The 21,134-nt window shown below is 63.3% G+C and carries 15 protein-coding genes; 12 read left to right on the top strand and 3 right to left on the bottom strand.

Annotated features, from left to right (window positions below; all coding sequences use genetic code 11):
* Window positions 1–270 precede the first annotated feature (270 nt).
* The gene (locus AC1D2G_RS00650) at window positions 271–2,979 is read left to right on the top strand and encodes a DNA translocase FtsK (protein WP_477411538.1); all 2,709 of its coding nucleotides are present in this window, start codon (window positions 271–273) and stop codon (window positions 2,977–2,979) included.
* Between the two features lie 118 nt (window positions 2,980–3,097).
* Here the strand turns inward: AC1D2G_RS00650 and fsa are convergent, their stop codons facing one another.
* Window positions 3,098–3,754 (bottom strand): fructose-6-phosphate aldolase, encoded by a 657-nt coding sequence (fsa, locus tag AC1D2G_RS00645; RefSeq protein WP_095084171.1) that lies wholly within the window; start codon window positions 3,752–3,754, stop codon window positions 3,098–3,100.
* A 90-nt stretch (window positions 3,755–3,844) separates the two neighbouring features.
* Between fsa and AC1D2G_RS00640 the strand changes: the two genes are divergently transcribed.
* Both AC1D2G_RS00640 and AC1D2G_RS00635 read left to right on the top strand, forming a co-directional pair.
* Window positions 3,845–6,028 carry a primosomal protein N' gene (locus tag AC1D2G_RS00640; protein ID WP_477411537.1) on the top strand — a complete coding sequence of 728 codons (2,184 nt, stop codon included), beginning with the start codon at window positions 3,845–3,847 and terminating at the stop codon, window positions 6,026–6,028.
* Between the two features lie 53 nt (window positions 6,029–6,081).
* Window positions 6,082–6,777 carry an aspartate/glutamate racemase family protein gene (locus tag AC1D2G_RS00635; RefSeq protein ID WP_477411536.1) on the top strand — a complete coding sequence of 232 codons (696 nt, stop codon included), beginning with the start codon at window positions 6,082–6,084 and terminating at the stop codon, window positions 6,775–6,777.
* Window positions 6,778–6,825: 48 nt separating this feature from the next.
* Here AC1D2G_RS00635 and AC1D2G_RS00630 read toward each other — a convergent pair whose 3' ends face one another.
* Entirely contained in the window at window positions 6,826–9,795 is a 2,970-nt protein-coding gene (locus AC1D2G_RS00630; RefSeq protein ID WP_477411535.1) for a hypothetical protein, read from the bottom strand.
* Window positions 9,796–10,175: 380 nt separating this feature from the next.
* Here AC1D2G_RS00630 and AC1D2G_RS00625 point away from each other — a divergent pair, with 380 nt between their 5' ends.
* The 7 genes from AC1D2G_RS00625 to lepB all read left to right on the top strand — a co-directional run bounded on the left by AC1D2G_RS00625 (window position 10,176) and on the right by lepB (window position 17,098).
* A complete protein-coding gene (locus tag AC1D2G_RS00625) occupies window positions 10,176–10,574 on the top strand; it encodes an AGROH133_08824 family phage infection protein (RefSeq protein ID WP_477227634.1) in 399 nt (132 codons plus the stop codon).
* A gap of 246 nt (window positions 10,575–10,820) precedes the next feature.
* Window positions 10,821–11,381 (top strand): F0F1 ATP synthase subunit delta, encoded by a 561-nt coding sequence (locus tag AC1D2G_RS00620; RefSeq protein WP_477411534.1) that lies wholly within the window; start codon window positions 10,821–10,823, stop codon window positions 11,379–11,381.
* A complete protein-coding gene (gene atpA / locus AC1D2G_RS00615) occupies window positions 11,381–12,910 on the top strand; it encodes a F0F1 ATP synthase subunit alpha (RefSeq protein ID WP_457153764.1) in 1,530 nt (509 codons plus the stop codon). The genes AC1D2G_RS00620 and atpA overlap by 1 nt, the downstream gene beginning before the upstream one ends.
* A gap of 46 nt (window positions 12,911–12,956) precedes the next feature.
* Entirely contained in the window at window positions 12,957–13,841 is an 885-nt protein-coding gene (locus AC1D2G_RS00610; RefSeq protein ID WP_477411533.1) for a F0F1 ATP synthase subunit gamma, read from the top strand.
* A 70-nt stretch (window positions 13,842–13,911) separates the two neighbouring features.
* The gene (gene atpD, locus AC1D2G_RS00605) at window positions 13,912–15,522 is read left to right on the top strand and encodes a F0F1 ATP synthase subunit beta (protein ID WP_167392057.1); all 1,611 of its coding nucleotides are present in this window, start codon (window positions 13,912–13,914) and stop codon (window positions 15,520–15,522) included.
* Between the two features lie 99 nt (window positions 15,523–15,621).
* Window positions 15,622–16,029 (top strand): F0F1 ATP synthase subunit epsilon, encoded by a 408-nt coding sequence (locus tag AC1D2G_RS00600; protein ID WP_457153767.1) that lies wholly within the window; start codon window positions 15,622–15,624, stop codon window positions 16,027–16,029.
* 91 nt (window positions 16,030–16,120) lie between these two features.
* Complete coding sequence (gene lepB / locus AC1D2G_RS00595; protein ID WP_477411532.1) at window positions 16,121–17,098, top strand: signal peptidase I; 978 nt, start codon at window positions 16,121–16,123, stop codon at window positions 17,096–17,098.
* Between the two features lie 21 nt (window positions 17,099–17,119).
* On the opposite strand, the gene AC1D2G_RS00590 is transcribed toward lepB, so the two are convergent.
* Window positions 17,120–18,673, bottom strand: a complete 1,554-nt coding sequence (locus AC1D2G_RS00590) for a mannitol dehydrogenase family protein (RefSeq protein WP_477411531.1) — start codon at window positions 18,671–18,673, stop codon at window positions 17,120–17,122.
* Window positions 18,674–18,769: 96 nt separating this feature from the next.
* On the opposite strand from AC1D2G_RS00590, the gene uxaC reads away from it, so the two are divergent.
* A complete protein-coding gene (uxaC, locus tag AC1D2G_RS00585; RefSeq protein WP_477227639.1) occupies window positions 18,770–20,230 on the top strand; it encodes a glucuronate isomerase in 1,461 nt (486 codons plus the stop codon).
* A 111-nt stretch (window positions 20,231–20,341) separates the two neighbouring features.
* Window positions 20,342–21,118, top strand: coding sequence for a FadR/GntR family transcriptional regulator (locus AC1D2G_RS00580; protein ID WP_477411530.1), 777 nt, complete (start codon window positions 20,342–20,344; stop codon window positions 21,116–21,118).
* Window positions 21,119–21,134 lie beyond the last annotated feature (16 nt).

Raw genomic sequence — 21,134 nt, 5'->3', positions numbered from 1 at the left:
CCCCGCCTCAAAATGCGGGCGGGCAATGGTGACGTTGATCACGCGCACAAAGTCAGTCCGCCCGAGATTCCGTGGAGGTGGCCTACCTCACGCCTTGTGGTTCCCGCAATCAGATTGCGCTGGCGTGAGTGCTGCCTGACAACGGGTCGCTGGTTGCGACCGGTACGATGACATGCTGTCCCAAGATCGTCGACGATCGCGCCGCCGGGAAGCAACTGTTAACCACTCGCTCCCTATTGCTCGGCAGGTGTTTCAGAGCGAGTCGTGAGAATGGAATCCAAGCGTTTTTCCCGGGTCAATTCATTGAAGGCAACTTCGCCCGATGACCCCGGGGTAGAGCGTTTCGAGGGCGCGGGTGGCAGGGCCGGTCGGCAAGCTCCCTCAGCCGCGACAGGCGGCCATGATCGCCAAACTCACCAGGGACAGGACGGCCGGCAGTCCGGCATACACCAGACAGGCTATTCCGCACGGGTTGTTGATCTTGGCGGTAGCAGGCGGCCCTATATGGAGCCGAGGGTCGACCAGGGGACGAGCCATGCTTCCCCGAAGATCGGCGACATCGAGAGTCCTGCCTGGCAGGAATATTTCTTCCTCGCGCCCAACGTCCGTTTTACGCGCACGCCTGACTACGAGACCAAGAAGCATCGCCAGCAGAGCGACCCTATTGTCGAACAAGGCGCTCCAGACGCGCTCCCAACGCAGCAGGCCGTCACACAGCCCATCGTTGACAAGGCACCAGTTGCTCCCTCGCTGCTGGCATTGCCGGTTTCGGTGAAAAGCCGCAATTTGGAAGCAGCCCGGTTGCAGGGCAGCAGCGAACCGGCCGCATCAAGGACGTCGCCGCTGGCTGCAGCGTCTGCTGCGCCGGGGCGTGCCAACGACAAGGCACGACGTGTGCCGTCGGTACCTCCGACGGCGGCCGCAACGGGACGAGCATCCGTGCGCATGGCCGCCGTCCCTGCAGGCAGCGCCGCGACCAAGACAGCCAACCCCGAGACACTGCGCTGGCCCCATCTCTCCGATCACGCCTTCTTCGAGGTCATGGCGCCCTACCTTGTCGACGTCTCGTCCCAGGCCCGGCCAGCCAGCCCGGCCACTCCTGCGCCGGCCGCCGCTGCGCGAATTGGTATCACCTCATCGATGGTGGCTGACACCACCTCGCTGTTTCGTGTCATCGAATGGCTTCCGGGCCAGCCCTCGAAGCCTTTAACTGATGTCCAGCCGTCCGACTCGAACGAAGCTGTCGCCCCGCCGCACGTGCCGGCGAGCAATGCGCCTCTGCAGGCAGAGACCGCCGCAATCCCCGCTGCGGCAAAGGATGCCGTTGCCGTGCCAACCGTGCCGAGACGGGACGTCGCCGTGCGGGCCGCGGCCGCGTCCCCACGCTTGCCTCTGGCCGGCAAAATCGCGCCTTCAATGGCGGGGGACTCCTATCAGCTCCCCTCCGAAGAGTTGTTGCAGCAGCCACCGGAGGGGCAGGGGTTCTACATGTCGCAGGAGCGGCTTGAGCAGAACGCCGATCTTCTGGAAAGCGTGCTCGAAGATTTCGGCGTGCGCGGCGAGATCATTCATGTTCGCCCAGGCCCGGTCGTCACGCTCTATGAGTTCGAGCCGGCCCCGGGTGTCAAATCCTCTCGTGTCATCGGGCTCGCCGATGACATCGCCCGCTCCATGTCGGCGGTTTCGGCGCGCGTCGCCGTCGTGCCTGGCCGCAATGTCATCGGCATCGAGCTTCCGAACGAGATGCGCGAAACGGTCTATTTCCGGGAACTGATCGAATCGGATGGCTTCCGCAAGACCAGCTGCAAGCTGGCGCTCTGTCTCGGCAAGACGATCGGCGGCGAGCCTGTCATCGCCGAGTTGGCGAAGATGCCGCACCTGCTTGTGGCGGGCACGACCGGCTCCGGCAAGTCGGTCGCCATCAACACCATGATCCTGTCGTTGCTCTACCGGCTGAAGCCGGAAGAGTGCCGCCTGATCATGGTCGACCCCAAGATGCTGGAGCTCTCCGTCTATGACGGCATCCCGCATCTTTTGACCCCGGTCGTCACCGACCCCAAGAAGGCGGTCACCGCGCTCAAATGGGCGGTGCGCGAGATGGAGGACCGCTATCGCAAGATGGCGCGGCTCGGCGTGCGAAACATAGACGGCTACAATGAGCGCGCGGCTGCCGCCCGCGACAAGGGCGAGACGGTCGTGATGACCGTGCAGGCCGGCTTCGAAAAGGGCACCGGCGAGCCGCTCTTCGAACAGCAGGAAATCGACCTCGCGCCGATGCCCTATATCGTCGTCATCGTCGACGAGATGGCCGATCTGATGATGGTTGCCGGCAAGGAGATCGAAGGCGCCATCCAGCGTCTGGCGCAGATGGCCCGAGCTGCCGGCATCCACCTGATCATGGCAACGCAGCGCCCTTCGGTCGATGTCATCACCGGCACGATCAAGGCCAACTTCCCGACCCGGATTTCCTTCCAGGTGACATCCAAGATCGACAGCCGCACCATCCTGGGCGAACAGGGCGCCGAACAGCTGCTTGGCCAGGGCGACATGCTGCACATGATGGGTGGCGGGCGCATTTCGCGCGTGCATGGCCCGTTTGTTTCCGACGCGGAAGTCGAGCATGTCGTGGCGCATCTGAAGGCGCAGGGCCGCCCCGAATATCTGGAGACGGTGACAGCCGACGAGGATGAGGAAGAAGCCGAAGGCGATCAGGGTGCGGTCTTCGATAAGGGATCGGTTGCAGCCGAAGACAATGATTCCATCTATGACGAGGCGGTCAAGGTCGTGGTGCGCGACAAGAAGTGCTCGACGTCTTACATCCAGCGCCGCCTCGGTGTCGGTTACAACCGCGCCGCATCGCTGGTCGAGCGCATGGAAAAGGAAGGGTTGGTCGGTGCACCCAACCATGTCGGCAAACGCGAGATCATCATGGGCCGGCGCCCGCAGATGAGCGCGCCCGACGATGACGGCACCGATTGATCGGCAGGCGCGCCCTTGTCGACGTCTTCGGGAGCACAATAAAAAAGGCCGGTTGCCCGGCCTTTTTTATTGGAAGCGGTGTGACCTCAGCCGATCGCTATGTCAGCCGATCGCCATCTCAGCCAATGGATTGGCCGGTCTTTGCCCAGTCGGCGAGGAACTGTTCCAGGCCCTTGTCGGTCAGCGGGTGCTTGACCAGTGCCTTCAGCGTCGCTGCCGGCACGGTGGCGACATCGGCGCCGATCAGTGCTGCCTGCTTGACGTGGTTCACGGTGCGAACCGAAGCCACCAGGATCTCGGTCTGGAAATCGTAATTGTCGTAGATCTGCCGGATCTCCTGGATCAGTTCCATGCCGTCGACGCCCATGTCGTCGATGCGGCCGACGAAGGGCGAGATGAAGGACGCACCGGCCTTGGCCGCGAGCAGCGCCTGGTTGGCCGAGAAGCACAGCGTGACGTTGACCAGGCGGTTCATCTCGGTGCGGATCGTCTTGCAGGCCTTCAGGCCGTCGAGCGTCAGCGGCACCTTGATGCAGACATTGTCGGCGATCTTGGCCAGAACCTTGGCCTGCTGCATCATCTCGGAATATTCGGTGGCGGTGACTTCAGCCGAGACCGGACCCTTGACGATGTCGCAGATCTGCTTGGTGACCTCGGCGATCTTGCCGCCGGATTTCAGGATCAGTGACGGGTTGGTGGTGACGCCGTCAAGCAGGCCCAGATCGTTGAGCTCACGGATATCCTTGACGTCTGCGGTGTCGACAAAAAATTTCATGGCGGTCTCCTGACGATTTCGTCGTGCTGGGAAAGGCACGTTCAGCGTTGCCCTTTGATCTAGACCAAAGTCGGGGCAAGGTCACGCTTCATGATCGAAGATTCGCCCTTTGTCGCAGCCGCACCCGTGCTGGTGCCGATGCCCGCCGAACGCCCCTACACCTATGCAGTGCCGGCCGGCATGCGCGTGGTGCCGGGCTCGATCGTGCGCGTGCCGCTTGGCCCGCGCCAGGTCGCCGGCATCGTGTGGGATGGCGCGGTCGAGACGGTCGACGCGAAAAAGCTGCGCCCGATCGAACAGGTTTTCGATTGCCCGCCGATCGACCGCGCGATGCGCCGCTTCGTCGACTGGGTGGCGCAGTACACGCTGTCGCCGCCCGGCATGGTGGCGCGCATGCTGCTCAGGGCGCCGGAAGCGTTCGACCCCGAACCATGGATCGAGGGGCTGCAGCGCACCCTCTTGACGCCCGACCGGATGACGGGTGCGAGAGAGCGCGTGCTGGAGACGGCCGAAGGCGGACTTGCCTGGACGCGCTCCGGCCTCGCACACGCGGCCGGCGTGTCGTCGACGGTGATCGACGGCCTGAGGGCGCAAGGCGTGTTCGAGACGGTGATGATCCCGCCGCGCCCGGTGGTGGCCGCGCCCGACACAAGCTACGCCGTGCCGGAATTGATGCCGGACCAGAGCGACGCGGCGCGGATGCTGCGCGCCAATGTCGCGGCCGGTGTGTTCAATGTCGCGCTGCTCGACGGCGTCACCGGGTCGGGCAAGACCGAGGTTTATTTCGAAGCGGTGGCGGCCGCCCTCGACCAGGGCAAGCAGGTGCTGATCCTGCTGCCGGAAATCGCGCTGACGCACGCCTTTCTCGAACGCTTCCAGCAGCGGTTCGGCGCCAAGCCGGGCGAGTGGCATTCGGACCTGCCGCCGCGGATGCGCGAACGCGTTTGGCGGCAAGTGGCGGAAGGCGGCGTGCGCGTCGTCGCCGGCGCGCGCTCGGCGCTGTTCCTGCCGTTCAGGGAGCTTGGCCTGATCGTCGTCGACGAGGAGCATGACCCCGCCTACAAGCAGGAAGACCGCGTCTTCTACAATGCGCGCGACATGGCGGTGGTGCGCGGCCATATCGGCAGCTTCCCGGTGGTGCTCGCGTCGGCAACGCCATCGGTCGAAAGCCGTGTCAATGCCAGCCAGGGCCGCTACAACAGGGCGGTGCTTTCCGCCCGCTTTGCCGAGGCGGCCCTTCCGCATCTCAAGGCGGTCGACATGCGGCGAGCGCCGCCGGCACGTGGCGGCTTCCTGTCGCCGGTGCTGCTCGACCAGATGCGCCAGACGCTGGGAAGGAAGGAGCAATCGCTGCTGTTCCTCAACCGGCGCGGCTATGCGCCGTTGACGCTGTGCCGCGTCTGCGGCCATCGCTTCGGCTGCCCGGTCTGCTCGGCCTGGCTGGTCGAGCACCGGTTTCGCGGCCAGCTGGTCTGCCATCATTGCGGGCACAATGAACGCCGCCCCGAAGCCTGTCCGGAATGCGGTACGCTGGACCATCTGGTCGCTTGCGGACCCGGCGTCGAGCGCATTGCCGAAGAGGTCGTCGCGCATTTCCCGGACGCGCGCACCATCGTCTTGTCGTCCGACCTGATGGGCGGGGTGCGGCGTTTGCGGCTGGAGCTGGAAGCGATCGCCAATGGCGAGGCAGACATCGTCATCGGAACGCAGCTTGTCGCCAAGGGTCACAACTTCCCCAACATGACTTTGGTCGGTGTCGTCGATGCCGATCTCGGCCTCGCCAATGGCGATCCGCGCGCCGCCGAGCGCACCTTCCAGCTGCTGAGCCAGGTGACCGGCCGCGCCGGCCGAACCGGCAAGAAGAGCCTCGGCCTGCTGCAGACTTTTCAACCCGACCATCCGGTGATGCGGGCGATCGTCTCCGGCGACGCCGAGGCCTTTTACGAGCGCGAGATCGCCGAGCGCGAACGGGCGGCCCTGCCGCCGTTCGGCCGGCTCGCCGGCGTCATCGTCAGTGCGGTGACGCGGGCCGAAGCCGAAGGCCACGCACGCGGCCTGCGCCGCGCCGCGCCCGAGGCGACCGACCTGTTCGTGCTGGGACCGGCGGAGGCCCCGCTGTCATTGCTCGGCGGGCGCCACCGTTTTCGCCTGCTGATCCAGGGCGAACGGCGCGCCGACATGCAAGGCTTCATCCGCGCCATGTTGGCCAACGGGCCGAAACAGCGCGGCTCGGTCAGGGTACAGGTCGATATCGACCCGCAGAGTTTTTTGTAAGGGCGCGATTCCAGCGCTAGGCTGCCTCCAAGCCGGCAAGACAGGAAGATCACATGAAAACCCTTGGCCTTCTGGGCGGCATGAGCTGGGAATCGACCGCCATCTACTACCGTCTGCTCAACGAGATCGTGCGCGAGCGGCTCGGCGGGCTGCATTCGGCCAAACTGCTGCTGTGGTCGTTCGATTTTGCCGAGATCGCCGAGCGGCAACATCATGGCGACTGGGACGGCGCCGGCGTGCTTCTGGCTGACGCGGCACGCAAGCTCGAGGCGGGCGGCGCGGAGGGCCTGCTTCTGTGCACCAACACCATGCACAAATTGGCCGACCAGGTGCAGGCGTCGGTATCGATCCCGTTGATCCACATAGCCGACGCCACCGCGCTTGCCGTCAAGCGTGCCGGCATGCAGCGCCCGGCGCTGCTGGCGACGCGCTTCACCATGGAACAGGATTTCTACAAGGGCCGGCTCGCCGACAAACATGGGTTGCAGCCCATTGTGCCCGATGCCGCCGGCCGCGACATGGTGCATCGCGTCATCTACGAGGAACTGTGCCAGGGCGTCGTTACCGAAACGTCGAAAGCGGCCTACATCGCCGAGACCGAACGCTTAAGGCGAGAAGAAGCTGCCGACAGCGTCATCATGGGCTGCACCGAGATCACCATGCTGATCGGCCAGCCGGACTTCGACATACCTGTCTTCGACACGACGCGCATCCATGCCGAGGCGGCGGTGGCCTTCATACTGCCCTGAAGCAATTCGAAGGAAATCGCGCAGCGATTTCCCTTGGGAAGTCAGAGATCAGGGCTGGATGGCGACAGTGCCGCTGCCGACCACTTTCAGCTTCCATCCGTCTGCCTGCGTGCCGGCGAGATTGAGATGCCCGGCCAGGAAATACAGGCGATCGGTGTCGGGGCCCTTGGCGGTGCAGAAGCGATCCTGCAGATAGGACGGAGGCGTCGCCTGGTAGTAGAGGTCCGCCTCGATGCTGGCAGGGCGTGCGCCCTTCGGCAAATCGGCAAGCGGTATCGAGTAGCTCAGCGTGTCGCTGCCGCCGGATACGTAGTCGGGATCGTCCTCGACGGCGGTCCCGCCGACATCGACGGCGAGTTCCTCATCGGCCCCCAATGCCTTGGCGATTTCGAGCCGGCTTTCGACCGGGAGGAAGCCCGCCGGCAATATCCGGTTGTCCTTCACCTCCGTGCAGATCGACAGGAAGCTGGTCGTCAGTTCGCCTTCAGGCTTGGATTGCGCATTGCAGACCGGATTGGGCGTATTGGCGGGCGGCGTGGAGACCAGTTCCTGATAGATCTGAACCTGATCCTGTCGCGTGATCTTCTGGTAGTGTGGCTGATGCGGCCGTTCGCCAGGATGGAGGCGGCCGGAACAATCGTCCTTCCACCAGAGCTCACCATCAAGCGGCTTGCCGTCGGCGCCGACGATCACACCGGCAGCATTTGTGCGGCCGGAAACCCAAAGCTGTTCGCCATTCTGGTCGAGCACGCTGAAGGTGAGGAACGCACGCCGGAAACCCACCCCGGAGGGAAACTTGTGACCAGCCAGGTTCTTCACCGTCACCTTGGCATCTAGCGCGTCGGCGGTCATGGCAAGATCGCTGACGGCCACGGCGGCGGTTGCCTGCGAGGCCTGGTCCAGCATCGCCTGCTCGGTGACGACGAGAGGATCGAGCGCCTTCTTGCCCATCATCGGATCGCGCGTCCGGATGCCGAAAACTTCGGGAAACTGCTGCGCCATCTTGACCAGGAAGACGTTGAGACCGACGAGCGTGTGGCGGGCAAATCCCTCGCGAACCGAAAGATCCGGCGCGTTGCTGGACTCGGTCTGCGGGAAATTGAGATTTTCCTGGATGCTGGCGATCTTGCTCGTCGTCGGCGATCCGTCCTGTTCCGTCGATGGCATGTGACAACCCTGACAGCTGCGCGGCGTGGCACCGGCACCCAGTGGAAGCGGTCCGTCCGGCGTGCTGCCGGTTCGATAGGCACTGAAAGCCCATTCCGGATAGGTCGTCTGCTCGTAGATATGCGCCAGGGTGTTGGTGCCCTGCAGAACCGGCAAATGAACCGTGTGGCACGTCCCGCAGACCTCGGAACTCATGATCGTGGCGTCGTGGACCGGTTTGATGCCGAGCGCTGTATGCATCGGCCCGACTTCCGGTTTCTCGAAGGGGCCGATGAGCGTATCGGGCGAACCGACCATGAAGCTGCCGGTGAAGGTCTTGGCAAAGCCGGTCGCGTGCGGATTGAGCAGCGCCTGCCGCTCGTCGACGCAGGCGTTCTGCGGCTGATCGCCGAGCGGGCCGCTGGCCTTGCTGTTGAGCACCATGCGGTGACAGGATGTGCAGGTGATGCCATCGCGGGCAAGCATGCCATAATTGGCGTGCGCGGCACTCGGATTGTCGGCCGGCCAGGGCGTCGCATCGACCATGTCGCGCGTGAACAACTCGCATTTGCCCGAGCGCGCCTTCTCGTCGATGTGAAACTGCCGTTCCCCGGCGATGCCGTGGCAGCCAAGGCAAACGTCCTGCACCACACCGGACATTTTGGGGTGAAAGCTTTGCGTTTCGCTGGCGAGCTGCGCGAAGAATATCGGGTCGCGGCCTCCCAGCCCCATCGGCGAGGTTCGCCAGGTCGCCAGCGGAGACAGATTAATCAAGCCATCGCCATGTGGGTTTGGCTTGGTCATGTCGAACTGCAACCCGGTGCTGCCGGCATCATGACAGCCCAGGCATTGGCTTGAGGTCAGGAACGTATCGGACGCATCGGGACCCTTGGCCCCGACCCAGGTGTTGTCGTAGGTTTCGGAAGGCATCCGCGAGACCGTCTCATAGGTCGGCATCTCGCGGACATAGGCCTGCAGCGCGGCGATCACGTCGGCGTTGGGACTGTAGAGCGGTTGGCCAAGACGCGGGTTGGCATTGACCGGCAAAACGACGGTCTGGTGCAACGTTTCTGCCGGCGCTCCCTTGAAGAAATCCTGAGCGAGATAGTTGAGCGGCTTGCCTGGCTCGCCCGCGATGTTCTTGGGCGATGCGAAAGTCAGATTGTCGGCCGCCGAGGCGTGGCAGTTCATGCAGTACTGGGCGAAACCCATGTTGGGCAGGCTGTTGTTGTCGGCCGGCAGGGCTGGCCAATCCGGAGTCCAGCCGCTCTGGCTGCCAAAGCCGTACCAGCCCCAGAACCAGCCATCGTAAGAGGCGCTGGCATCGCGGATCATGATCGCGGCGCCGCTGGTTGGAAAAAGTTTGAGAGGATCGACCGTCCGGCAATCCGACGCCGGTTCTGAAAACATCTCCTTGACCATGATGGCACCGTCGGGAACCGGCGGCGGATGATCGACCTCGCCTTCGGCGGAGCGATTCTTGCGAAGCCAGTCCATCATCTCCGGCGAATACCAGATCATGACAGGCGCATGGGTTCCGAAATCCTTGCCTTGCCAGGCGCCGTTGACCAGGGTCGCGATGCGAGGCCCGGCCTGGCGCACGACTTTGTCGTGCACCCACCCGGCAGCTTCGTTGCGATAACAGTAACTGCCGAGATACTGGTTGAGCTTGTTCTCGTAGTCGCCCAGGGACAGCGCCGAAGGCTTCTTGATCGTGGCCTCGAGTTCATGGCAGACCGAGGGATCGGCGGGAGCCATGACCGTCGGCCGTTCGGCGATACAGTCCGCGCGTGCACCCTGCGCGATCCCGACAAGGGCGGTCGCTGCGATCCAAATGCTGGCCAGATGCAATGTCCGACAAAGATCCGGCATGATCGTCTCCGAATTTCGAGATCCTGCCTGCCGCACTTCCGTCCGCGCAGAATTCACAGGTGATCGCACAACATGTGAAGTTTCTAAAATAAACAAGAAGTCGACGAGAGGAACATTCGAAGCATAATACTTGCGTTACGCGGCCGCAAGACAGCGATCTATACTATCGAAGAAATTGTCCGCGTATCTCTTGTCCAAGAAATTGTTTCCCTGCCAACCGAATCGGCTTCCGAGCCGCGGCTTCCAAGCGTGAAGCTCGTATCAGGCGACGGCATCCCAAGGCGGCCTTGCCGAGCCCCGGCTTTCCGGGGGTGCGCTTGACTTCCTCCGCGGGCGACATTCAATGCATCCGGAATTACTGTGAGGGGGGTCGAGACAAGATGGATTTTGCGCTTCCATGGCCGACGAGTCAGGGCGAATGGCTGGCGTGGTCGAGCGCCGTCGTCACCGTTCTGCAAGGGCTTTTGTTTTTTCTGGCGCCCCACCTGGCCTTCCGGATTCTTCGCTTGCAGGTCAGGCCCGAGAAGGTGGCGGCGATCGCCGAGGGGCGCGGCAGGATGTCGGGCTTCTATCTCGGCGTCGGCCTGTGCTGTCTCCTGCTCGGCCCACAGCCCTTTCTCTATATGGCTCTTGGCTTCTCCTGGCTGTTCACTGCCTTCGGCCGGCTGCTGTCGATGATGTCGGATGGCGCTAATACGCCTTTCAATTGGGTGTCCATTGTGGTGGAATTGGCATTGGCGGCATTGCCGCTCGCCTTCGCCTTCGGCTTTCTGCCTTGAATCCAAGGGTATTCCAGGGCGGAAGAGGGGACTCTTTTGCCGGATGCGACAATAGTGCCTGAAAACCATGCGGAACGACGCATTGCGGTCTTAAAATGCCTGTGCTAGACGGCAATCGACTTTCGGCCGGGGATAGGGGAAGCCGCGTCTCCGTGCTTGGAAAAATGCAGTAAGGTCAAAGATTTAGCCAGAGTTTTTGCTCGCGCCAACAATCTGCGGCCTGTCAGACAAGAGAAAAGACGGTCCGTGGCCCAATCGTCATCGCCAATCTCAGGTGTCGCAGAACGCTACGCGGGTTCGCTGTTCGAACTCGCCCTGCAGGCAAATTCGGTCGCCAAGGTCGAGGCAGACCTCAACAGTTTCGAGGCGATGCTCGCGGGCAGTGCCGACCTTACCCGGCTGATCAACAGCCCGGTGTTTTCCAGCGAGGACCAGGCCAAGGCCATAGCGGCGATCGCCGACAAGGCAGGGATCACCGGCCTCACCGGCAATTTCCTGCGCGTCGTGGCCCGTAACCGCCGTCTGTTCGCCATCCCCGGCATGATCAGGGCGTTCCGCCAGATCGCCGCCGAACACCGTGGCGAGACCGCTGCTGAAGTGACGTCGGCGCACGAGTTGACCGATGCCCAGCAGAACGAACTCAAGGCGGCGCTGAAGGGCGTTGCCGGCAAGGACGTGGCCATCTCAATCACCGTCGATCCGTCGCTGCTCGGCGGGCTGGTGGTCAAGATGGGCTCGCGCCAGATCGATACGTCGCTCAAAACCAAACTCAACTCGCTCAAGCTTGCACTGAAAGAGGTCGGCTGATGGACATCCGCGCCGCGGAAATTTCCGCAATTCTGAAAGACCAGATCAAGAATTTCGGCAAGGAGGCCGAGGTCTCCGAAGTTGGACAGGTGCTGTCCGTCGGTGACGGTATCGCCCGTGTTTACGGCCTCGACAATGTCCAGGCCGGCGAAATGGTCGAATTCCCCGGCGGCACTCGCGGCATGGCGCTCAACCTCGAAGCCGACAATGTCGGCGTCGTCATCTTCGGCGCCGACCGCGACATCAAGGAAGGCGACATCGTCAAGCGCACCGGCGCCATCGTCGACGTTCCGGTCGGTCCGGGTCTGCTCGGCCGCGTCGTCGACGCGCTCGGCAATCCGATCGACGGCAAGGGCCCGATCAAGGCAGTCGAGCGCAAGCGTGTCGACGTCAAGGCGCCCGGCATCATCCCGCGCAAGTCGGTGAACGAGCCGATGTCGACCGGCCTCAAGGCCATCGACGCACTGATCCCGGTCGGCCGCGGCCAGCGCGAACTGGTCATCGGCGACCGCCAGACCGGCAAGACCGCCATCATCCTCGATACGATGCTCAACCAGAAGTCGGTGCACGACAACGGCCCTGAGAAGGAAAAGCTCTACTGCGTCTACGTCGCCGTCGGCCAGAAGCGCTCGACCGTGGCGCAGTTCGTCAAGGTGCTGGAAGAGCGCGGCGCGCTCGAATATTCGATCATCATCGCCGCCACCGCGTCCGACCCGGCGCCGATGCAGTACCTGGCGCCGTTCGCCGGCTGCACCATGGGCGAGTATTTCCGCGACAACGGCATGCATGCGTTGATCAGCTATGACGATCTGTCGAAGCAGGCCGTCGCCTACCGCCAGATGTCGCTGTTGCTGCGCCGCCCGCCGGGCCGCGAAGCCTATCCCGGCGACGTCTTCTACCTGCACTCGCGCCTGCTCGAGCGCGCCGCCAAGCTCAACGACGATCTGGGCGGTGGGTCGCTGACCGCTCTGCCGATCATCGAGACGCAGGCCAACGACGTGTCGGCCTATATCCCGACCAACGTGATCTCGATCACCGACGGCCAGATCTTCCTCGAAACCAACCTGTTCTTCCAGGGCATCCGTCCGGCCGTCAACGTCGGCCTGTCGGTGTCGCGCGTCGGCTCGGCCGCGCAGATCAAGGCGATGAAGCAGGTTGCCGGCTCGATCAAGGGCGAGCTCGCGCAATACCGCGAAATGGCGGCGTTCGCGCAGTTCGGCTCCGATCTCGACGCCGCCACGCAGCGCCTGCTCAACCGCGGATCGCGCCTGACCGAACTCCTGAAGCAGCCGCAGTTCTCGCCGCTGAAGACGGAAGAGCAGGTCGCGGTGATCTTCGCCGGCGTCAACGGCTATCTCGACAAGCTGCCGGTCAACCAGGTCGGCAAGTTCGAGCATGGCCTGCTCAGCCACATGCGTGCGGCGGGCAAGGACGTGCTCGATGCCATCCGCAAGGAAAAGGCGCTGTCGGACGGTCTGCGCGCCAAGCTGAAGGCCGAGATCGACGCTTTCGCCAAGACCTTCGCCTGAGCGAAGCGCCAGTCGGGATGAGACAAGACGGGATCAGGTTTGAAGCATGCCTTCATTAAAAGACCTTCGTAACCGTATCGCCTCGGTCAAGGCGACGCAGAAGATCACCAAGGCGATGCAGATGGTCGCCGCGGCGAAGCTGCGCCGTGCGCAAGAGGCTGCGGAAGCGGCGCGCCCCTATTCGGAGCGCATGGGTTCCGTGCTGGCCAACATCACACAGGCAATCGGCGGCGGCGGCGATGCCCCGGCGCTGATGACCGGCACCGGCAAGGACGACGTGCATCTGCTCGTCGTCTGCAGCGCTGAGCGCGGCCTGTGCGGCGGCTTCAATTCGCAGATCGCCCGCCTTGCCCGCGACCATATCCGCAAGCTTTTGGCCGACGGCAAGCAGGTCAAGATCATCTGCGTCGGCAAGAAGGGTTTCGATATCCTGCGCCGCGACTATGCGTCGATGATTCTCGATCGTGTCGATCTGCGGGAGGTCAAGACGCTCGGCTTCGTCAATGCCGACGCGATCGCCAAGAAAGTCGTCCAGCTCTTCAACGAGGGCGGCTTCGACATCTGCACTCTGTTCTATTCGCAGTTCAAGTCGGTGATCAGCCAGATCCCGACCGCGCAGCAGATCATTCCAGCCGGTATCGCTTCGGCTCCGGCCGAGGCGGTGGATGGCGGCAGCGCCGTCTATGAATACGAACCGGAGCCGGGCGAAATCCTCTCCGATCTCATTCCGCGCAACATCTCGGTGCAGGTTTTCCGGGCGCTGCTCGAAAACGCGGCCGGCGAAATGGGCGCCAAGATGAGCGCCATGGACAATGCGACGCGCAATGCCGGCGAGATGATCAACAAGCTGTCGATCACCTACAACCGCCAGCGGCAGGCGCAGATCACCAAGGAACTGATCGAAATCATTTCGGGCGCCGAGGCGCTCTAGGCGCGGTTTGCGGGTCATCGACCCGCGAGCGGACCGCGTGAGAAACAAAGGACGAAAAAGGGTAAAGACGATGGCGAAAGCAGCGACCCCCCAGAAGGTAACACCCAAGACGGCAGCCCCCAAGGCCGCAGCCGCGAAGACCGCAGCCCCCGCGAAGGCGGCAAAGGCTCCGGCAGCAGCCGCGAAGGCAGCTCCGGCCAAGACGGCATCAGCACCGGCCAAGGCCGCAGCGACCAAGACATCCGCAGTGGCCACCAAGGCAACCGGCGTTGTCGGCAAGGTCCGGCAGGTCATCGGCGCCGTTGTCGACGTGCAGTTCGGCGATCACCTGCCGGCGATCCTAAACGCGCTCGAGACGACCAATGTCGGCAATCGCCTGGTGCTCGAAGTGGCCCAGCATCTGGGTGAAAACACCGTGCGCTGCATCGCCATGGACTCGACCGAAGGTCTGGTGCGCGGCCAGGAAGTGCGCGACACCGGCGCGCCGATCACCGTTCCGGTCGGCCCGGGCATGCTCGGCCGCATCATCAACGTCATCGGCGAGCCGGTCGACGAAGAAGGCCCGGTCGACGGGATCGAAATGCGCTCCATCCACCAGCCGGCTCCGACCTATGTCGAGCAGTCGACGGAAGCACAGATCCTGATCACCGGCATCAAGGTGCTCGACCTCCTGGCTCCCTACGCCAAGGGCGGCAAGATCGGCCTGTTCGGCGGCGCCGGCGTCGGCAAGACCGTGCTGATCCAGGAGCTGATCAACAACATCGCGAAGGCGCATGGTGGCTACTCGGTGTTCGCCGGCGTCGGCGAGCGCACTCGCGAAGGCAACGATCTCTATCACGAGTTTATCGAGTCTGGCGTCAACAAGAAGGGCGGCGGTGAAGGCTCCAAGGCCGCTCTGGTGTATGGCCAGATGAACGAGCCGCCGGGCGCCCGCGCCCGCGTCGGCCTGACCGGCCTGACGGTTGCGGAATATTTCCGCGACCAGGGCCAGGACGTGCTGTTCTTCGTCGACAACATCTTCCGTTTCACGCAGGCGGGTTCGGAAGTGTCGGCTCTGCTCGGCCGTATCCCGTCGGCCGTGGGCTATCAGCCGACGCTCGCCACCGACATGGGCGCGTTGCAGGAACGCATCACCACCACCACCAAGGGCTCGATCACCTCGGTGCAGGCGATCTACGTGCCCGCCGACGACTTGACCGACCCGGCGCCGGCGACCTCGTTCGCCCACCTCGACGCGACCACGACGCTCAACCGCGCCATCGCCGAAAAGGGCATCTACCCGGCCGTCGATCCGCTGGATTCGACTTCGCGCATGCTCGATCCGCTGGTCGTCGGTGACGAGCACTATGCCGTCGCGCGCCAGGTGCAGTCGATCCTTCAGCGCTACAAGTCGCTGCAGGACATCATCGCCATCCTGGGCATGGACGAGCTGTCGGAAGAGGACAAGCAGACGGTGGCACGCGCCCGCAAGATCGAGCGCTTCCTGTCGCAGCCCTTCTTCGTCGCCGAAGTGTTCACCGGCTCGCCTGGCAAGCTGGTCGACCTGGCCGACACCATCAAGGGCTTCAAGGGCCTCTGCAACGGCGACTATGACCACCTCCCGGAAGCCGCCTTCTACATGGTCGGCGGCATCGAGGAAGCGGTCGAGAAGGCACAGCGCCTGGCGGCCGAAGCGGCATAAGAAGCGAATAGCGAATAGGGAGTAGCGAATAGGGGTTTATGAGACGAGCGAGTTTCTTCACTACTCGCTACTCACTATTCCCCGTTTGCTAGATTGATCATGGCCGAAGCTTTCAAGTTCGAACTGGTCTCGCCGGAGCGCCTGCTTGTTTCCGAGCAGGTCGAGTCCGTCGTCATTCCAGGTGCGGAAGGTGAGATGACCGTGATGGCGCATCACGCGCCGGTCATGACCACGATCAAGCCGGGTGTGGTCACTGTTAAGACCGCGTCGGGCGAGGAAGAGCGCTATGTCGTGTTCGGCGGCTTCGCCGACATCGTTCCGGCTGGCTGCACGCTGTTGGCGGAGTCGGCTGTGGCGGTGAATGATGTCGACCGCGCCGATCTCGCCCGCCGCATCCAGGAAGCCAAGGAAGACGCCGCCGACGCCAAGGACGACGAGGCCCGCAGCAAGGCGGAGCAGTTCCTTAGCCAGCTCACGACGCTGGAAGGCGCCATCCTGCCGGCGTAAGATTCGCTTCAGATGACTAGTGAAAAGCGGGGCCTTGCCTCGCTTTTTTGTTTGGCGGACAGTCCGGCTGCCTTGGGCATGGGGGTGGCCGATGACGGAAGAAACAGCTGCGCGAGAAACAACCTCGCGATCCCGATGGTCGACCGCTCTGGTATCGGCCTTCGGCGGTCCGTTCGGGGGGTTTCTCTGGATCGGCAGCGGCAGACTGGCGGTCGCCAGCTTGGTGGTGGTCAGCGCCTTCAGCCTTGCACTGATCTACATCGGATTTCCGGTGTTGCCGGGCGTCGATCTTGCCTGGTTGGCCAATCTTTCAGGTATCGGTTCGTTGATCCTGGGGGCAGCGCTTGTTGTGCCCTTCACACGCCGCTTCAGGCCAGGCAAGTGGTATTCGCACGGGCTTTGCGTGCTGGTCCTCGTTCTTCTGACCACGTATCCGGCTGCATTCGCGATACGCGCGCTCCTGTTCCAGCCGTTTTCCATGCCGTCCGTCAGCATGACGCCGTCGCTGGTGAAGGGTGACTATTTCTTCGTCTCCAAATTCGCTTATGGCTACAGCCGCTACAGTGTCCCTTTTGGACTATTGCCCGTCGATGGCCGAATATTCGGGGCCAAGCCAAGGCGAGGCGATATCGTGATTTTCAGGGTGCCATCTCAACCCGACATAGACTACGTCAAGAGACTCATCGGCTTGCCTGGCGACAGGATTCAGATGGTCGAAGGCGTGCTCCACATCAACGGTGTGGCGGTGAAGCTTGAGGCTGTCGGTGACTATTCCTCAGGCGAGGTACAATCGGCGAAGCTGCAGCGGGAGACTCTGCCTGAGGGGATTTCCTATTTGGTGATCGACTTGACCAACAATTCGGTCGGCGACAACACACGCGAGTTTGTGGTGCCTGCGGGAGAGTATTTCACGTTGGGCGACAATCGCGATAACTCCAACGACAGCCGCTTCCAAATGGGACTTGTCCGCTACGAAAACCTTGTCGGCAAGGCCGTGCGATTGTTCTGGAATTCACAAGGCGTGGATTATTCTTCCCGGCAGACGTTGGGCGGTTCGGATCCCAAATAGACCGCATCGGGTCCAACTTGACTATTCACTTCCTATGCCCAACGCGGCGAAGGCCAGTGTTGGACCATCCCGTCGCAGGTGAACGAGATGGACAGCCACGAGTTCAATCATCGTCTGGCGCTCGGCGTGGTCGCTGGCGAAGCCGGCGAGGTCGAACACCGCCGTCACGGTCTCATTCGCCGGTAGCTGCTGGCTCAAAAGCGCCGTTAATGCCGCATCGAGTGGGTCGGTGAAATGGCCCTCCGGCAAGGTCTTTCCCCGCGCTGCGCAGGCGGCGATCCAGGCGGCGACCACCAGCGTGAGATGGACCAATTCGGTGCCGGCTTCCAAGCACGCCAAGGCCGATGCGACGATGCGTTGCGGCAATTTCTGGCTGCCGTCATTGGCTATCTGCGCCGTACGGTGGGCAAGAGCGGTGTTCGAAAAACGCTCGGTAAGCTCGGCCGTATAGGCTGATGTATCGAGGCCGGCATCCTCCGGCAGCGTCGAAATGGCTTCGACCCACAATGCATCGACGAACTGCCGGATTGCCGGGTCGGCGAAGGCGCGATCGACGGTGGCGTGACCGCTGAGCAGGCCGAGATAGGCGATGCCCGAATGCGCGCCGTTGAGCAGCCTGAGCTTCATGTCCTCGAAGGGGCCGACATCGCTGACCATGGTGACGCCGAACTGTTCCCAGGCTGGTCGGCCCTCCGGAAAATTGTCCTCGATCACCCATTGGCAGAACGGCTCGGTCATGACCGGCCAGGCGTCCTCGACGCCGAGTTCGGTAGCAATCCGCGCCCGGTCGGCGTCTGTGGTGGCCGGCACGATGCGATCGACCATGCTGGAGGGAAAAGCGACCTGGTCCGCGATGTGACTGGCGAGGCCGCTATCGGCCTTCGCTGCGTGCCTGGCATCGCCTGATTGGGCGAGCCTGGCATCGCGCAATTCGGCGAATGCGATCAGCAGCCGGTGCAGCGTCGCACCATTGGCTGGCAGGTTGTCGCAGCAGAGCACGGTGAAGGGCGGCGTGCCGGCGGCGCGTCGCCGCGCAAGCGCCTCGGCGAGAAAACCATGCGCTGTCTTCGGCATTTGCGGATTTGCCAGATCATGGACGATATCGGGATGAGCGGTGTCCAGCCCGCCGCCGGCGGCCCTGAGATAGGCCTTTTCGGTGATCGTCAGCGTCACGATGCGGGTGCGCGGATCGGTCAGCGCGGCCAGCACCGCGCCCGGGTCCTCCGGCGCCACCAGCATCGACGCGATGGAGCCGATGACGCGAAGCTTTTCCTCGCCGCTGCTCCTGATCGCCAGCGTGTAGAGCCCGTCCTGCGGCGAGAGCGCATCGCGTGTGTCGGCGCTGCGCAGTGAAACGCCGACGATACCCCAACTCGTGTCTCCTGCCGCCAGGCAGTCGTCGACATAGGCTGCCTGATGGGCGCGATGGAAGGCGCCGACGCCGAGATGCACGATACCGGGGACGACGAGGCTGCGATCATACAAAGGAGTCGCGGCCGACGCCGGCAAAGTATGTGCCGTCATCGCGGAAAGGCGCCTGGTTGGCGTGGCGCGGCTAGTCTGGCTGGACGGCATGAGATCGCCTCTGAGATGGGTCGGCAAGCGACGTAACATCCGATTTCTTGCCACACAATGGTAGGAACAGTCATCATACAACAATCTAATTTTTGTATGTTGACATTATTTCTTGCCGACCCTACCGATAGCGGCCTTGGGAGGATCGTCGTGGCACTGACCAATGCGGATTTGCTGTTTCCCGCCGACGCGCATTCGCGCTCCATCGCCCGCGATCTCTATGCCGGGATAAAGGACCTGCCTATCGTCAGCCCGCATGGTCACACCGATCCGCGCTGGTATGCGCTGAACGAGCCGTTCCCGGATCCGGCGCAATTGCTCATCGTGCCCGACCATTACATCTTCCGCATGCTGTTCAGCCAGGGCGTTCGCCTCGAGGATCTCGGCGTGGCGACCTTGGACGGCGCGCCGGTGGAAACCGATGGCAGGGCGATCTGGCGGCGTTTTGCCGACAACTACTTCCTCTTCCGCGGCACGCCGACCCGGCTGTGGTTCGACCATGTGCTGGCGCATCTGTTCGGCATCGACGAACCGCTGAACGCGGCGACTGCCGACCGTCACTACGACACCATCGCGACGGTGCTGCAATGGGAGAATTTCCGCCCGCGCGCGCTGTTCGAGCGCTTCAACATCGAGGTCATCGCAACGACGGAAGGCGCACTCGACGACCTCAAATGGCACCAGATGATCCGCGACAGCGGCTGGGAAGGCAAGGTCATCACAGCCTACCGGCCGGACGCCGTCGTCGATCCGGACTTCGAAGGGTTTTCGGCCAATCTCGACAAGCTTGGCGAAATCACCGGCTGCGACACCGGCAACTGGACCGGCTATCTCGATGCCCACCGTCAGCGACGTGCTTTCTTCAAAAGCTATGGTGCGACCTCGTCCGATCACGGCCATCCGACGGCCGAGACCGCCAATCTTTCCGATGCGGCGGCCGAGGAACTGTTCAACCGTGTGCGCCATGGTTCGGACGACGAGCGCGAAAAGCGGCTGTTCCGCGCCCAGATGCTGACCGAAATGGCCAAGATGAGCCGGGATGACGGGCTTGTGCTGCAGATCCATCCCGGTTCATGGCGAAACCATTCGCCGTCTATTTTCCAGAAGTTCGGTCGCGACAAGGGTTTCGATATCCCGACCCGGACCGACTATGTCACGGCGCTGAAGCCACTGCTTGATTGCGTCGGCCTGGAACGGGACCTGACAATCATCCTCTTCACGCTCGACGAGACCAGCTATGCGCGCGAACTGGCGCCGCTCGCCGGCACCTATCCGGCGCTGAAGCTCGGGCCGGCCTGGTGGTTCCACGACAGCCCGGAGGGCATGCGTCGCTTCCGCGAGATGACCACCGAAACGGCCGGTTTCTACAACACCGTCGGCTTCAACGACGACACCCGCGCCTTTCCGTCCATACCGGCGCGCCACGATGTGGCGCGGCGGGTCGACTGCGCGTTCCTGGCGCGTCTCGTCGCCGAGCATCGGCTGCGCGAGGACGAGGCGCACGAGCTGGCGCGGGACCTTGCCTACACGCTTGCCAAGAAGGCGTACCGGCTCTGAACTGGGGAAGCGATGCGCTCGATCCGGCGCGAGTGCCGTGGTTCTCGGGCTTATGACCTATATTCCGGCCATCTCGCTCTGGTTGCCGGCGTGTTCAAATAGGGGGGCGACATGGCATCGGATACCGCAACCGACCTCAGGGTCGAGAGAAAACCAAAGCTGTCGGAGACCGTCGTCGCGGCGATACGCAAGCAGCTGCAGGCGGGCGAGATCCTGCCGGGCCACAAATTGCCGACCGAAGGCCGGTTGACCGAGACCTTCGGCGTCAGCCGCACCGTCATCCGCGAGGCCCTGGCCAAACTTGCCGCCGACGGGCTGGTCGAAGCGCGCCAGGGCGCCGGCGTCTTCGTCACCGAACACATCTCCACGATGTTCGGCGCGCTGGCCGCCGATATGGGCAGCAAGGATTCGATCGCGCTCAACGTGCTCGAAGTGCGGCTGGCAATCGAAATCGAATCGGCCGGGCTTGCCGCCATCCGCCGCAACGCCGCGCAGGAGGCGGCGATCCAGGAAGCCTTCTTCGAGTTCGAACGGCTGCTGCTTGCCAGCGAGCCGACCGGCCCGGCCGACCTCGCCTTCCACCGGGCGATCGCCAGCGCCACCAACAATCCCTTCTATGTCGAGATGCTCGACGTGCTCGGGCGGCGCGCCATTCCATGTGATGTGACCTCGCCCTGGTCGACCGAGCTGGTGCAATCCGACGCATATCAGCGCGGGCTACAGCGCGAGCATCTGGTGATCCTCAATGCGATCACATCAGGCGACGCCGAAGCCGCGCGCGAGGCGATGCGTGCACACCTCAGCGCCAGCCAGCAGCGCTATCGCGAGCGGCTGCACGCAAGGCAGGTCTTCTATGCCAGTTCGGTCAAGGGCGCCGCCGGTGAATGACCCATCTCAAGCCAGG

The sequence above is a fragment of the Mesorhizobium sp. P2_C7 genome (assembly GCF_056404515.1).
This window is presented reverse-complemented; position numbering and strand designations above follow the sequence as displayed.